The sequence below is a fragment of the Bradyrhizobium sp. MI1.3 genome (genome assembly GCF_055811695.1).
Genome location: NZ_JBVVPQ010000015.1, coordinates 104094 through 119792, shown reverse-complemented (window position 1 = coordinate 119792; position 15699 = coordinate 104094). Strand labels below are relative to the sequence as shown.

Genomic DNA, 15699 nt, shown 5'->3' with positions numbered 1-15699 from the left:
CGCCTCTCCTGACCAAACGGCCAGCTAGAGAAACCGCACGTGCCTAATGCACTTGCTTGAGCAGCTCTCTGGCTTCAACGACTTCGGGAAGATTGCGCTCCGCATCGAATTCAGCGAGCACGGGAGCAAGCACCTCGGATACCGCGCCCGCTCGGCCATTTGTCTTGTGCAGGCGTGCAAGTCCAAGGGCGCTGCGCAGCTCGAAAGTCTTCACCTGTTGGTGCCGTGCGATTTCCAGCGCTCGGTTTAGCGCATTTTCGGCACTGGCTAGGTCCGAAGGATCATGACGCAACAAAAGCTCCCCGTAGACGCGATGCAGCTCGGCATCAAGCCAATGCTGACCGGATTGCCCCGCCCATGCGATCAATCCGCTCAAGATTTCGAGCCCGTTTTCGAGTCGGCCCGACTCTGCATCCGCCATCGCGACATGCATCCCCCAAAACGGCTCACAGAGGTAGCAGTCATTCTCGTGCAGCAAGGTCCAGCCGCGACGCATTTCCGTTAGCCCGGCCATTCCGTCGCCGGCACGCCACTTGGCCAGGCCATTCAGGTAGGTGCCGGCGGCCACATACAGCGGCATCGTGTGGTCGCGAGCGAGACCGAGCGCCAGGATCGTCTCTGTTTGCTGCAACATGCCCCCGCATAGTCCGTCGAACACAGCTCGATGAACAAGCGCATTGGCCTGAGAAAGCGCCCGTTTTTCTCCGGAAGCACTTATCGCTTCCACGGCGAGGCGACGTGCGCGAGCGATCCTGCCAAGCGGCCAAAGCACCAGGGCAAGAAACCTCATGATCACGAATGGGAGATCCAGTGCCGAGCCCCTAAACGTCGCGGGATCCGGCTCGTCACCATAGATCTCTAGTGCCTTCTCAAGATGTACTCTCGCGTTCAAGTAGTCGCCCCCGAACCAGCAGGTAACCCCGCCCGTCCAATGTGCAACGACGGCGGCCACCGGTGAGTCCGGTCGCCGTTCAGCGGCGTTCACGATGGCATCCACCAGCGCCCGCATCGGCGCGAGTTCGCCGTGTGTCAGGCAGGCATTGAAGAGACCCGAATGGACTGGCGCAAGTTCAACCGGATCATTGATGTCGGCTGCGAACTGTCGGGCGCGCGTCCATGCGGCTACCGTTTCGGGAGCGCTGTGCCCGAGGCTGCCCCGTAATGCACGGCCATATGCGATTTGAAGATGTAGCCTACTCATCATCCGGTCGTGCTCATCGGGCAGCTCATCGGCGACGGCAATCGCCTTGCCGAGATGTGCAATCGCCTCGGAATAGGCGGAGCGTTTCAGCGCCTGCAGGCCCGCCTTGCGCCACCATTCGAGGGCGAACTCGTTCAGCCCCGCCTCAGTGAAGTGGTGTGCCAGAACTTCCGGCTCAGTCTCGGCGACGACTGGAAACTTCTCGCGCAGGACATCGCCGATGCGCTTGTGAAGCACCTGCCGTTTGCTCTTGAGCAGGCTCTCGTAGGCCGCTTCCTGAACGAGAGCGTGCTTGAAACTATAGTTTGCTTCGGGCGGAGCCCCGCGACGCACCAGCAGTTCGGCCTCTTCGAGTTGCGCTAGCGCAGCGCTCAGCGTCAGATCATCGCGTCCCGCCACATATCTCAGCAGCGCGTATGAAAAGTCGCGACCGATGGCGGCGCCTATCTGCGCCAACTCCTTGACCGGGGCCAGCCGGTCAAGCCGCGCCATCAGCGAATCCTGCAGCGTCGCGGGAATAGCGAGCGGCGGGAGCGGATTATCGAGGCGATAGCGCCCGGCATCTTCGACGAGTAGCCCGGACTCCAGCACCATCTTGGTCAATTCCTCGACGAATAGTGGGATGCCATCCGTCCTATCGATGATCTGCTTCATCATCTCGCGTGGCAGCTGGCGACCAACGGCCACCTGTTCGACCAGCGCGCGCGAGTCCTGCCGATCGAGTCGGTCGAGCCGCAACAGACTAACGTTGGCAAGGCCCGACCAGGAGGGCTCGAACTCTGGCCGGGATGTCATGAGCACGAGTATCGGCAGGCCTCTGATCCGATCGACCGCGAGATCGAACAGTTCAAGTGTCGTGGCATCGGCCCAATGCATATCCTCGCAGATAATCAGCAGGGGTTGCTCTCGCGCCAACCCCTCAAGTTGATCCAGAAGGGCGGCAAATGTCTGTCGCCGCTGCTGCGCCGGGCTCAAACTCAGCGGCGGACAATGGTCGTCGGTGGGAATCGAAAGGAGAGCCGCAATGAGCGGTGTCGCTTGGGCGACCTGCTGTGTTCCAAGCGCCAGCATTGCCTCGAGCTTGTCGAGCTTTTGCCCAGGCGTGTCGTGCGACCGGATGCCGGCGGCGCGCTCGAGTTGCGCGACAAAGGGATGGAGCGCACTGTTGATATGGTAGGGCGAACACTGATATCGCACCCGGCGGTGCGGCCCCAACGAGGGGCATTCGGACAACGTTGCGACAATGCGCGACTTGCCGATGCCCGCTTCGCCAGAAATCAATACCATCTGCCCCTGCCCCTGCCATGCCAGCCGCTGGCGCGAGAGAGTGAACTCGATCTCGTCCCTGCGGCCGACAAAGCCGATCGAGCGTACCGCGCGGACCGCCTCGAAGCGACTCTCGGATGCGATCGCTCCCTCCACCGCCCAGACTGCGATGGGTTCGGCTATGCCCTTGACCTCACGGCGGCCGAGATTGCGAAACGTGAAGAGATCACCAAGCAGCCGGCGCGTCGACGAAGCAACGACGACCGCGCCCGGTTCCGCCAGGCTCTGGAGCCGAGCGGCAAGGTTTGGTGTGTCGCCGACGGTTGCCTGTTCCTCTGACGCATCTCCGCTGATGAGGTCACCGACCACCACAAGCCCTGTCGCAATTGCGATGCGCAGTTCAACCCGTTCGTCGGCGCCTGTTTTGAGCTGCCCAATTGCGGAGATAGTGTCGAGACCCGCTCGCACTGCGCGCTCCGCATCATCCTCGTGGGCGCGAGGATAGCCGAAATAGACGAGTATTCCGTCGCCGACGAACCTGGCTATCCTGCCGTCATAAGCCGCAACGACGCTCGCGCAGGCGGCGCGGTAGGCCCGGATCACTTCCCACATATCCTCGGGATCGAGACGCGCCGAGAGCGCGGTCGAGCCGACCAGATCGCAAAACATAACGGTGAGGTGGCGCCGCTCGGCGTCCTGAGGAGGCATCGGCGATGCGATCAACGCGGCTGGATCGAGGTCGGCAATAGCACGCAGCATTTTGCGGCGATGGCCTAGCAGGACTCCGAGCTTATCAAAGTCCTCGTCCATCAGTTCGGGGAGGATGCCCACGTCGATTGCATTCTGGGCAAAACGCTCTGCGTATTGCCCAAGCCCCAGTTTGTCGAGCCACTCCGCAATCTGCATTGGCTCCACCGATCGTGTGGTTGGCGGTTAGCAGGATTTTGGACCACGGCGCGGGGACGATATCCCAACATCGCCATGATGGCACGTCTTGTTTGTTGTGCGATAATTTAGGTTACTCAGTACCGACACGACTTCCAAGCCGGGTCGCCGCCCGATGCGAACGACTGCGCTACCAAACATCGTCTTCACGCAGCGTTGCACGACAGAGGTTGCGATGAGTGATCACGACTCACTCGGGACCTGAAGCCGAATCCAACGCTGCGGCTTGTGCTCTCGTCATGACGCCAAGCAGACGTTATTGGGTGAGCACAATTCCTTCATTGCTTGTCCATGCGTGCTTCGTAGTTGCGAGCCATCGTGCCCGCCGCGACTTGGAGCGAAGAACCAACCACCCAACAGCCGGCAACAAAGGCTATCAGCCCATTGGCTGGGTTATGATCAAGGACAAGGATGCTGACGGACAGAGTTGCGGCAATCGCGGCGCCGAACGTTCCGGCCGCACTCATGATCTCAGCCGGCTCGGAACCATTCCACTCTTCCGAGGTGCTCGAAATCGACTTCCGCGCGACACTGCGAGACAAATCAATTCCGACGTAATAGCTAAGAGCTCCGTAGAGCATCGTTATCAGCACGATCCAGCCGCTTTCAAACAGTCCGCCTTTCTCACGCAACAGGGCCGCACCCACATAGAGGCCGCAAGAGGCCCCAACGGCTGCGAGCCCAATTCTTTCAAGAAGATGGGCCGACCTGATCAGACCGGAACGAGCGATCCGAAGATTGCCGGAGCCCCTCGTTAGGGAAAATGCGCTGGAAATTGCATCACTAATTTTCATTGGGGGTCTCCTTCTTAGGTAAGTAGCGGCCTACCGGCCGACCCCGAATAGAGGCAGCCTCGTGGACGCGTTTTGCGATTGCCTTGATTCCAACTTCTGAAAAATCTGTGCTGAGTGATGGGGCTGGCTTGCTCGTGAGCAAGACGAGAGCCAATCCAAAGCTGCGAGCACGCGGCTACGCAGGCATTGCATCTCACCCGTGCCTGTCAGTTAAATCCGGGTGCGGCAATTTCTTGCGGGAGTGATAGCTCGAAAAGAGAGTGGTGAAATATGAGACGGTTCACATAACGCGGTTCCCCGTTGCTCTATCCGATCACAATTTCCGGAGGACAAGTCTGCATCGTCGCGAGACCCGGGAGCGCGGGAGCTGAAAGAGCCATCAGTAAACAAGTTGTCCCGCGTCTCGCCGACATCAGATCTATCCACTCATACCATGTTTTGCCCACGTGAATTCCCGAAGCGCGAGCAAGCAATCAGCAGGATCGGACAAGGCAGCGCGGCTTTGGGAAAGACGCCGGCGCTGCACCAGACCTAAAACCTGGCCATGCCGCTCGCGCCGGAGGCCAAGCCATGTCCGAACTTCCCACCCCCGCTGCAACACCCGCCGCGGTCGTCGATGCATTGAAGGCGGTCGCAGGCAATCCGCCGAAGGTGCGCGCGAGCTTCGCCAAGGGTCGATGTGTGCGCGGGACCTATGCCCCGTCCGATCGCGCGGCAGAGATTACGCGATCGCTGAGCTTCACCAGGCCCTCGCGCGTGCTGGCGCGCTTCTCCGTTGGCGGCGGCAATCCCGGGGTGACCGACACCAACAATCTCGTCCTGCGCGGCTTCAGCTTCAGGCTTGGCGACGATGCCCATCGTTCGGACATCCTGACGGAAACCGCTCCGGTGCATTTTGCACGGACGCTCGACCAGATGCTCGCCTTCCTCGAGGCGCGCATCCCGGGCGCGGACGGCAAGCCTGACATCGAGAAAGTCCGGGCCTTTTCCGCGGCCAATCCTGAAACACTGAACCAGGCGAATTACGTCGCGGCACGCCGGCTGCCCGGCAGCTTTGCCGGCACGACTTATTGGGGCGTGCACGCCTTTCCCGCGACGAACGCCAAGGGTGAAACCCGCTTCATCAAGTTCAAGGTCGCGCCTGTGGGCGGTGACGTCACCTTGAGCGAGGACGAAGCGAGGGCGAAGTCGGCTGATTTCCTGCATGACGATCTCGCGCGGAGGATCGCAGCCGGCGATGTCCGCTTCAACGTGATGGCCTTGCTCGACCGTCCCGGCGATCCCACCATGGACGTGACCCTGCGATGGCCGGACGAGGACAACCGTGAGCAGGTGCGGCTAGGGACGATCGTCATCACCAGCCTCGAGGCCAACGAGGCCTGCGACGGCTCCATCTTCAATCCCGCCAATCTTGCCGACGGCATCGGCCATCCGCCGGACGAGATCTTTGCGGCGCGCCGCACGGCCTACACGATCTCGCTGGCGAAGCGCCGGTAAGTTCAAGTCTTGTCCCGTCCGCCATCCGTTTCGCGGCGCCATGCGCCCGGACTGACGCCGACGATGGACGAGAACACGCGCGTGAAATGGCTCTGATTGGCAAATCCGGCCGATATGGCAATCTCGGACAACGGCAGGTCGCGAACTGTCATAAGTTGCTTGGCCGCCTTGACGCGCTGCTGAAGCAGCCATTGATGCGGCGGCAGTCCGGTGGAGATCCGGAACGCGCGTGAGAAGTGGCTGACTGACAGACCAAGCTCGGTCGCGATCAGCTGCAGCGCGATCTTGCCCGAGAGATCGGAATCGAGCCGGTCACACGCACGTTTCACCTGCCATGGCGCGAGACCGCCGCGGCTCGGTTCTGCGGCTGGCTTCAGCCCACCATAGGTCTGGGCGACATGGGCGGTGAGCGCAAGCATCATGTGATCGACGAAAAGCTGGTTGGTCTCGTCGGGCCGGCACAGTCCTTTCCGCAAGGAGGCACCGACATGTCGAACGACCTCGTCGTCATGACCGACACCTGGCTCGTAGCTGAGCTCGCCAACGCGCGGCCCGCCCGGTTGCCTGGCAATGCCGTTGAGCGCCGAGCGCGGCAAATAGAAGAAGAGCGAGTGAAACGGCTTGTCGATCACATAGCGCGGGTCGCGCTTGAGGTCGTACAGATAGGTCGCACCTGCGCGAACATCCGCCTTGGTGACACAGCGGCCCTCCTCCCAGCATTCGCAATCCGGATAGTCGCGGAGTTTCAGGCTGAGGAGATAGGCATCTTCCGCAGCCAGGGAACCGGAAATATCCGGCGTCGGATCGTCATTGCGAACCTCGGTGACCGCGAGCTCGGCGCTGTGCAGCGAACGCGTGATCAGGACCGGTGCTTGCTTGGAGCGAAGGCCCTGCCCGAGCCTCTGCCCGTAGACGCCTGCTTGTGTCATTCTAGTAAATCCATCCGTAAAGGCACGCCTTCGCCAGCCTTCCCGAGATCCGCGCATTATCGGAGATCGACGGCCAACGGTCCAGCTGCAGGCATAGCACGAAGCTGGCGCGGCCGGCCGTCGCACCGGGTCGCGACGCGATGATTTCATTGTGATTTCAGCGTGATGTCACAGGCCCGGCAGGGCGAAAGACAACACCGTTGACCTGCCCGGCAGATCGCTGCGCGACCTCATCGTGCATTTTGGAAAGGATTTGCGGCCTGCGCACGTCAGTTGGACCATTCCTCGCCCCAGATCTGGACGACGTGGCCCGGCGACACCTCGCGATATTGCCGAACGGGTGGCTGGAAGTCGGCCGCGCGCACCGGGCTTCTGATCTCGTCGTTCGCTACCTCGCGCCTGGTGCCGCGGCGCGCTGGATCGGGCACCGGCACGGCCGCCATCAGCTTCTTCGTATAGGGATGCTGCGGATTGCCGAACAAGGCCGCGCGCGGACCGGTCTCGACGATCTCGCCGAGATACATCACCGCGACGCGATGGCTCATGCGCTCGACCACAGCGATATCATGGGAAATGAAGAGATAGGCAAGTCCCATGCTGGCCTGAAGATCGAGCATCAGATTGACGACCTGCGCCTTGACCGAAACATCGAGTGCCGAAACCGCTTCGTCCGCGACGATCAGCTTCGGTCCGAGCGCGAGCGCGCGGGCAATGCAGATGCGCTGGCGCTGGCCACCGGAGAATTCGTGCGGAAAGCGCGCGGCCATGTCGGCGGTGAGACCAACGCGAACGAGCAGGTCGGCGACCTTCTCCCGCGCCTGCGACGCCGTGGCGAGCCCGTTGGCGAGCAATGGGGCCGCAATCGCCGTTCCCACCGACATGCGCGGGTTGAGACTCGCGAACGGATCCTGGAACACGATCTGCATCTGCTTGCGAAAGTCACGCAAGGTGCGGGGGTTCATGGCCAGCACATCCCGCCCGTCGACCAGAACGGTGCCGCTGTCCGGCTCCGTCAGCTTGAGAATGGAGCGGCCCGTCGTCGACTTGCCGCAGCCGGATTCGCCGACCAGCGCCAGCGTCTCCCCGGCGCGCAAGGAGAAGGAGATGTTCTCGACCGCATGGACGCGGCCCGAGACCTTGCCGAACAGGCCCGAGCGGATTGGAAAGCGCGTCGTGAGGTTGGAGACCTCGAGCAGCGGTCGCTCGGCAATCGAGACCGTATCTGGCGTCTCCGCCGGCTCGTCGGAGGTCCCCGTCACCTTGTCCACGATCGGAAAGCGCATCGGCCTGGGGCGGCCGTCCATTGAGCCGAGGCGCGGCACGGCCGCGAGCAGCGAGCGGGTATAGGGATGCGAGGCTGAAGCAAAGATGCGCGCGGTCGCGTCAGTCTCCACCGCCTGGCCGCCATACATCACCACGGTGCGGTCCGCGATCTCGGCAACCACGCCCATGTCGTGGGTGATGAAGAGGATCGACATCTCCTCTTCCTGCTGAAGCTCCTTCAGAAGCTCCAGGATCTGGGCCTGGATCGTGACGTCGAGCGCCGTGGTCGGCTCATCCGCGATCAGCAACCTCGGCTTGCAGGCCAGCGCCATCGCGATCATCACGCGCTGGCGCATGCCGCCGGAGAAGCGATGCGGATGCTCGTGGAAGCGCGATTTCGCCGCGGGGATGCGAACACGATCGAGCAGGCGGATGGTCTCGACCTCCGCCGCCGCACGCGACAGGCTGCGGTGCTGGATCAGTGCTTCTGCAATCTGGAAGCCGATGGTCAGCACCGGATTGAGGCTCGTCATCGGCTCCTGGAAGATCATGGCGATGTCGTTGCCACGAACATCCTTCATGCTCGCTTCGGGCAGCGTCAGCAGGTCGCGACCGGCAAGCCGGACGCTGCCTTCGACGCGACCGTTGTCCTTTGGAATGAGCCGCATGATCGAGAGCGCGGTGACGCTCTTGCCCGAACCGGACTCGCCGACGATCGCCACCGTTTCTCGCGAGGCGACATCGAACGATACGTCGCGGACGACGGGACTCCATTGCCGTTCGCGCATGAAGGACGTCGTCAGGCCGGAAACCGACAGCACCGGCGACCGCGCGTTGGCAGCGACGTGGTCAGGCACGCTTGCGCCGCTGCTCATGCATACCCCCTAAGGCCTGCCGCGGAGACAGCGCGCTCCCTCCCCCGCTTGCGGGGGAGGGTTGGGGAGAGGGTATCTCCGCAGTCGAGAACCCCCAAGAGGAGAGAACCCTCACCCGCGCCTTCGGCGCGACCTCTCCCGCAAGCGGGAGAGGTAAGAGGACCGCGTGGCTGGATCGATGTCACCATCATCATCGCATCCTCAGTAACCGCGCTTACGATCGACACGCCCCGGCAATTCTTCACCGCGGCGGTGGCGCGCGATCACATCCAGCACGAAATCGACCGCCGTATCCGGCGTGGTCATGCTGGCATTGTGCGGCGTGACCAGGATGCGCGGATGGCTCCAGAAAGGGTGACCCGCAGGCAGCGGCTCCGGCTCGGCGACATCGAGGACGGCACCCGACAACGCGCCGCTGTCGAGCGCTGCGAGAAAGTCGGCTTCGACCAGATGCGGGCCTCGCCCGACGTTGACGAGCGACGCGCCGCGCGGCAGGCGCGCGAACAGATCCGCGTTCAGGATGCCGCGGGTCTCATCGGTCAAAGGCAACAGGCAGACGAGAATGTCGGTCTGCGCAAGGAAATCCGGCAACGTCTCCATGCCTGCGCAACAGGCGACGCCCTCGATCTCGCGCGGCGAGCGATTCCAGCCGAGAAGTGGAAAATCGAAAGCTCTGAGCCGTTCGAGCACGGCCTGGCCGAGTTGGCCGAGGCCCATCACGCCGACGCGCCGACGTTTGGCCGGCGTGATCCGGATCTCGCGCCAGACCTGTTCCTTCTGCTGGGCAATGAAGGGCAGGAGGTCGCGATGCAGCGCGAGCACCGCCATGGTGACGTATTCGACCATCGTCTCGGCAATGCCCGGCTCCAGCATGCGCACCAACGGAATGTGCGGCGGAACTTTTGACGCGTCGAACTGGTCGACGCCCGCACCGACCGAGAAGACGAGCTCGAGATTTGGGAAAGTCGTCGCGATGTCGTCCGGCGGCACCCACGCCACGAGATAGCGGACGTCAGCGGGATCGCCGATGTCGGGCCAGAGCCGGAACGGCACATCGGGCGCGCGCTCGGCGAAGAAGCCCGCCCACTCCCCGCCGCGAACCATGTTGGCCTTGTAGAGAAGCGTCATGCCGCAAAACCCTCAGAACGGGCTGACCGGCGCGAGCCGGCGGCCATCAATCAGGCGCTTGTGGCTGTAGGCCGCGGGATCGACCAGCGGCGTCGCTCCCGTCACGATGTCGGCGGCGAGCTTGCCGGCCGCAGGACCGATGCCAAAGCCGTGGCCGGAGAAGCCGGTAGCGAGGAAGAAGCCGGGCATGGCGTCGACCGGCGAGATGACCGGGATGGTATCCGGCGTGCAGTCGATCGTGCCGCCCCAGGCTTCCGCGATCTCGATGTCCTTCAATTCAGGATTCGACTTGATCAGCGAAGCCAGCGCGGCATTGACCAGCGACATGTCAGGCGCGGGATCGCGCACGCGCTCGGTCTCGAACGGCGACGGCTTGTCCAAGCTCCAACTGGTGCCCCGCGTGAGCTGGTCGAAGAAGGATTTGCCGAATGACAGTTTCAACCCGTTCTTGCGATGCAGATAGGTCGGCCAGAAGGTTCGCGCGTAGCGGAACAGATCGGGCGACAGTTCGACCGTGCCGCGGTTGCGCAGCGCCAGCGTAAAGCCGCCGTCGAGGCGGCGGCGGATGCAATAGAAATCGGTGCCGAGCGCACCGGAGGTAATCTCCGGCCCGGGCGTGGTCCGGCACGCGGTCGCATTGACAAGGCCGATCGGCAACTCGATGCCGTGGCGGCGGCAGAATAGCGACGACCAGGCGCCGCCGGACAGCAACACCGATTGCGTGCGAATGGTGCCCTTCTCGGTGACGACGGCGCTCACCCGTCCGCCCTGCGTTTCAAGTCCACGCGCGGCGCAGCCCTGATGAATGGTGACGCCGTGTTTTCGCGCGGCGGTGGCAAGCGCAGGCACGGCCATCGAGGGCTCGGCGCGCCCGTCGCTCGGCGTGTGCAGGCCGCCAACCCATTTTTCGGCGTTGCCGGGCAGACGCTCGGCGACCTCCGCCGGCGTCAGGACCGTGGAGTGGACCTGCATCTCGCGCGCCGTTGCCGCCCATCGTTCCCAGCTGGCGAGCTCGTCCTTGCTCTTTGTCAGGAACAGCACGCCCGTGCGGCGGAAGCCGGCATCGACGCCGGCATCGTTCTGCATGTCTTCCCACAGGCGCAGCGCCTCGCGGGCCAGCGGGATCTCCTCACGCGCGCGACCCTGCTGGCGGCACCAGCCCCAATTGCGGCTCGATTGCTCGCCGCCGACATGGCCCTTCTCGACCAGGGCGACGGAGAGACCCTTCTTCGCGAGATGATAGGCTGCGGAGACGCCGATGACGCCGCCGCCAATGACGACGACGTCCACCTGCGCCGGCAGGCGTTCATCGCTGTTTATACGGGTGAGCGGCGGGGACATGGGGCACTCCAGATATTCAGTTCGATCGGAGCAAGCTTGCTCATCGCTAGTTTGCAGATCATGGGATGTTCATTCGCGGATCGAGCGCGTCGCGCAGGCCGTCGCCGAGAAAGTTGAAGCTCGTCACCGCCAGCGTGATGGCGAGGCCCGGCGCAATCGCAAGCCAGGGCGCGCTGGTAAGATAGATCTGCGCGTTGTTGAGCATGTTGCCGAGGCTCGCGGCCGGCGGCTGGATGCCATAACCGAGATAGCTGAGATAGGATTCCAGCAGGATCGACTTGGCGACGTTCAGCGTCGCCGCCACCACGATGGGCGCGATCGCATTGGGCACCAGTTCGCGGAACATGATCCGCAGGTTCGACGAGCCGAACGCGAGTGCAGCTACCGCAAACTCGCGTTCCCGCAGCGAGCGCACCTGGGCCTCGACGACGCGGGCCACCCACATCCAGGCAGTTGCCGCGATCAGCACGGTGGTGGTGACGAAGCCGGGCTCGATGAGCGCCGCGAGCGCAAGCAGCAGGAAGATGGTCGGAAAGCAGAGCATGGCATCGACGAGCCGCATCAGCACCGCGCCGATGACGCCGCCATAGAAGCCGGCGAAGGCGCCGACGGCGATGCCCACCGCCATCGCGATCACCATCGCGACGAAGCCGATCGACAGCGAGACGCGCGCGCCCATCATCAGCCGCGCCAGCACGTCGCGGCCGAGTTCGTCGGTGCCGAGGATGTGCGCGCCCGACAGCGGCGGTGCGAACCGCTTCATGATATCGATATAAGTGTCGTCGAACGGCAGCAGATAGGGACCAAAGGCCGAGCCGAGGACGAGCACCAGAATGATCACGGCGCCCGCGAGCGCGAGCCGGTGCCGGCGGAAGCGGCGCCAGGCGGCATGGCCCGGCGCGAGCTGAACGGTCGAGAGGGCTGCGCTCGTCATCGCCTAGCCCACCCGTATCCTGGGATCGACGACGGCATAGAGGATGTCGGCGAGCAGCGAGCCGATCAGCACCATGATCGCCGAGAACATCAAAATGCCCATCACCACGGGGTAGTCGCGATAGCCGATGGAATCGAGAAACAGGCGCCCCATGCCGGGCCAGGTGAACACAGTTTCGGCCACCAGCGCGCCGCCGAGCAGCGTCGGAAACTGAAGGCCGGCAACGGTGATCATCGGCAGCAGGGCGTTGCGCAGCGCATGCACGGTGAGAATGCGCCATTCCGGCATGCCCTTGGCGCGCGCGGTGCGAATGTAGTCCTGGTTGATGACCTCGAGCATCGAGGAACGCATGAAGCGGCCCCACATCGCGGTCTCGACCAGCGCCAGCACCAGGGCCGGCGCGATCAGATGATGCAGAAGGTCGAGGAAGGAGCCGTCGCCGACGGTCTCGCGGTTGCCGGCCGGCAACCAGCCGAGCTTCACGGAGAAGATATAAATCGTGACGAGTCCGAACCAGAAGGTCGGGATCGACAATGCGATCATGGCGCCGACGGTCGCGAGCGAATCGAACAGCGAATAGCGGCGCAGCGCACCGAGCACACCGATCCAGCCGCCGAGCAGCACCGCGATGATGGTCGCCGTCGCCATCAGCTCCAGCGTGGCGCCGAGGTGCGACGAGATCACCGACAGCACCGCCTCGCCGTCGCGATACGAGTGGCCCCAATCCCCCCTCAGCATCCGGCCGAACCAGTCGAGATACTGGATCGGCAGCGAACGATCGAGGCCAAGCTGCCTGGTGACGCGATCGAGATCCTCCTGCGTCATCTGCGCGGAGGCCGCGAATTGCGAGAGCGGACCGCCGGGCGCCAGATGCAGAATGGCGAAGCCGATCGCGGACACGATCACCAGCAACATGATCGCCTGCGCCAGGCGATTGGCGACGTAACGGGCCATCTCAGGCGATCTCGCGCACCTGAACCATCAGGCCCAATACCATTCGCGGATGTTCCAGCAGTTGATCGACATGTTGATGTTGGGGCGGAAACCTTGCAGCCCTTCCTTCACGCCTTCGGCGATGAAGCCCTGGAATAGCGGCAGGATCGCGAGGTCGTCGCGGATGAGCTTCTGCAGAGTGCCATAGGTCGTCTTGCGCTGCGCCAGATCGAACTGCTTGGCACCTTCTGCGAGAAGCCGATCGGCCTCCGGGTTGCGATACTGATAGGTGTTGTAGCCGCGGCCACCCTTGGCAGGAATGGCGCCGGAGCCGAAGCGGGGCGTCACGTCGGGGTCGCTGCCGAGCATGAAATTCACCCCCACGATCACCGAATTGAATTTCGATTGCTGCCAGAAGTCGCCCCAGATCACCGCGGCCGGCATGTTGTTCACGCGCATCGCGGCACCGATCGCGCGCCAGTCCTGGATCAGCAATTGCTGGGTCTGCTCGCGCACCGCATTGCCCGACGTCGTTGAATTGGTGAATTCGAGCTTGACGCCGCCCTTCTCGCGCACCCCGCCAGAGCCACGCACCCAGCCGGCCGCATCGAGCAGCGTGTTGGCCTTGGCCGGATCGTATTTGTGCTGCGGCAGCCCCTGCTGGAATGACCAGGCCTGCTGCGGCACGAAGCTTTCAGTCTGCGTCGGCAAGCCGTAGTTCAGCGCGTCGATGATCGCTTGCTTATTAATCGCGAGATAAAGCGCCTCGCGCACGGTGCGGTCCGCCAACGCGCCGAACTCCAGATTGGGAGCGATGTGCTCCACCGACGACGTCGAGGAGACGAAGATCTTGCGCCCCTTCAGCGTCTTCGCCTCCTGCACGAAGTTCGGCAAAATGCCTTGCAGGCCGGTGTAGTCGACCTGCCCGGTGCGGAACTGGGTGTAGAGCACGGTCAGGTCGGGAATATACTTGAACACTACGCGCTCAACGTAAGGTCCCTTGCCGTGATAGCCGGTATGGGCATTCAGCTGAATGTGGTCGCCGGGCACGCGCTCGCCCCAGCGAAACGGTCCGGTACCGACGGGCGCATTGTGGAACGGCGAGGCGTTCGGATCTGTCACCTTCTCCAGGATGTGCTTGGGCACGATGAAGGTCAGCGATCCCAGGATCGACATGTAGGGCGAATAGGGAGCTTCCATGCGCCAGTGAACCTCGTCGGGCGCGACGACCTTGATGTCCTTCACGAGACTATGGCCGACGCGGCTGCGCGCGCGGAAATCGGGATTGTTGATCAGCTCGAGCGAGAACTTCACGTCCTCGGCCGTGAACGCCGTGCCGTCGTGCCATTTCACGTCGCTGCGGAGCTTGATCTTCCAGGTCAGGCCGTCGGCCGACAGGCCGCCATTCTCGATGGTCGGGACTTCGCGGGCGAGGTCGGGAACGAACTTGCCGTCGGGATCGATGAACCAGAGCGGCGAGAACACCTGCCACCAGATGCCCTGATCGACTTCGATGCCCGGCATCAGGGGATGAAAGACCGTCGGCTCCTGCGACAGCGCCGCGATCACCTGCCCGCGCGGCTTGTCCGGCGGATTGGTCGGGCGTTCGGTCTGCGCAAACGCGTGGCCCGAAAGCGTCCATCCCGCCGCGGCGCCCGCGCCGAGCTGAAAGATCTGACGGCGGTTCGGATTGCCGAGATGCAGTGCCCCAACGCCGAACTTCCCGGTGTCGTCCGCCATGACCACTCTCCGTTTTCGCACGCGGCACCGTCTCCCGCGCCCCCGAGATCCCCGGCAAAAGGACAGGAGTGGGCTTTAGTGCTTCTAAATTTTTCTATCAAAAGTTCATCACGACTAAATACAGCTGTCAATCGGATTGGTAGGATGCGCGACCTTTTCACTCCGACTGAAGCTCCAGACCGCCATTGTCCGGGGCTGAGATGATGTATGGGAGAGCGACATGGATGGTCGCGGCGAGATCAACGATCCGAAGGATGCACCGGCGATCGAGGCCGACGATGCGGTCGACCAGCGCCTCGGCGAGACCGTGCGGCTGCTGCGCCAGCGTGCGGGCCTGTCGATCCAGGACGTCGCCAACAAGACCGGCCTCTCCAACGGCATGATCAGCCAGCTCGAACGCGCGCGTGCCATGCCGTCGATCCGCACGTTGCGCCTGCTCAGCATCGCGCTCGACGTTCCGATCTCCTATTTCTTCGAGACCACCGATCCCGCCGACGTGCAGCGCTACATCGTGCGCAAGAACAGCCGGCGCCTGCTGCGGCTCACCGCCAGCGGCGTCGTCAAGGAAGCGTTGACGCCGGCAGACAAAGGCCAGCTCGAACTCTACGAGCTCACGCTCAATCCCGGCGCCTCGTCCGGCACCGACTTCCTGCAGCACACCGGCGAGAAGGCGGGCTATATCCTCTCGGGCAGCCTGCGGCTGTGGCTCGACAACCAGGCCCATCTGCTCGAGGCCGGCGACAGCTTTCGCTTTCCGAGCATCGTGCCGCACATGTTCGACAACCCGACCCAGCAGACGGCACGCGTGATCTGGGTGACGACGCTGCGCCAGACCGATTCGCCGGCAGGTTGA

General features: G+C 63.4%; 11 protein-coding genes. 2 read left to right on the top strand and 9 right to left on the bottom strand.

Features of this window, described 5'->3' with window-relative positions; all coding sequences use genetic code 11:
* Positions 1-43 precede the first annotated feature (43 nt).
* A complete protein-coding gene (locus AC0L3A_RS13830) occupies positions 44-3373 on the bottom strand; it encodes an adenylate/guanylate cyclase domain-containing protein (protein WP_473254564.1) in 3330 nt (1109 codons plus the stop codon).
* 317 nt (positions 3374-3690) lie between these two features.
* Positions 3691-4206: a hypothetical protein gene (locus AC0L3A_RS13825; RefSeq protein ID WP_007595598.1), complete on the bottom strand. Its 516-nt coding sequence runs from the start codon at positions 4204-4206 to the stop codon at positions 3691-3693.
* A 570-nt stretch (positions 4207-4776) separates the two neighbouring features.
* On the opposite strand from AC0L3A_RS13825, the gene AC0L3A_RS13820 reads away from it, so the two are divergent.
* On the top strand, positions 4777-5703 hold the full coding sequence (locus AC0L3A_RS13820; RefSeq protein ID WP_473254563.1) for a catalase family peroxidase: 927 nt from the start codon (positions 4777-4779) through the stop codon (positions 5701-5703).
* Between the two features lie 2 nt (positions 5704-5705).
* Here the strand turns inward: AC0L3A_RS13820 and AC0L3A_RS13815 are convergent, their stop codons facing one another.
* From AC0L3A_RS13815 to AC0L3A_RS13785, 7 genes are all read right to left on the bottom strand, one after another.
* Positions 5706-6632 carry an AraC family transcriptional regulator gene (locus AC0L3A_RS13815; protein ID WP_473254562.1) on the bottom strand — a complete coding sequence of 309 codons (927 nt, stop codon included), beginning with the start codon at positions 6630-6632 and terminating at the stop codon, positions 5706-5708.
* 269 nt (positions 6633-6901) lie between these two features.
* Complete coding sequence (locus AC0L3A_RS13810; RefSeq protein WP_473254561.1) at positions 6902-8770, bottom strand: ABC transporter ATP-binding protein; 1869 nt, start codon at positions 8768-8770, stop codon at positions 6902-6904.
* 201 nt (positions 8771-8971) lie between these two features.
* Positions 8972-9898 carry a 2-hydroxyacid dehydrogenase gene (locus AC0L3A_RS13805; protein WP_473254560.1) on the bottom strand — a complete coding sequence of 309 codons (927 nt, stop codon included), beginning with the start codon at positions 9896-9898 and terminating at the stop codon, positions 8972-8974.
* Between the two features lie 12 nt (positions 9899-9910).
* A complete protein-coding gene (locus tag AC0L3A_RS13800; RefSeq protein WP_473254559.1) occupies positions 9911-11239 on the bottom strand; it encodes an NAD(P)/FAD-dependent oxidoreductase in 1329 nt (442 codons plus the stop codon).
* Positions 11240-11297: 58 nt separating this feature from the next.
* Positions 11298-12173: an ABC transporter permease gene (locus tag AC0L3A_RS13795; protein ID WP_473254558.1), complete on the bottom strand. Its 876-nt coding sequence runs from the start codon at positions 12171-12173 to the stop codon at positions 11298-11300.
* 3 nt (positions 12174-12176) lie between these two features.
* On the bottom strand, positions 12177-13127 hold the full coding sequence (locus AC0L3A_RS13790) for an ABC transporter permease (protein WP_219684265.1): 951 nt from the start codon (positions 13125-13127) through the stop codon (positions 12177-12179).
* 27 nt (positions 13128-13154) lie between these two features.
* Positions 13155-14846, bottom strand: a complete 1692-nt coding sequence (locus AC0L3A_RS13785) for a peptide ABC transporter substrate-binding protein (RefSeq protein WP_007595606.1) — start codon at positions 14844-14846, stop codon at positions 13155-13157.
* Between the two features lie 220 nt (positions 14847-15066).
* Here AC0L3A_RS13785 and AC0L3A_RS13780 point away from each other — a divergent pair, with 220 nt between their 5' ends.
* Complete coding sequence (locus tag AC0L3A_RS13780; RefSeq protein WP_007595614.1) at positions 15067-15699, top strand: cupin domain-containing protein; 633 nt, start codon at positions 15067-15069, stop codon at positions 15697-15699.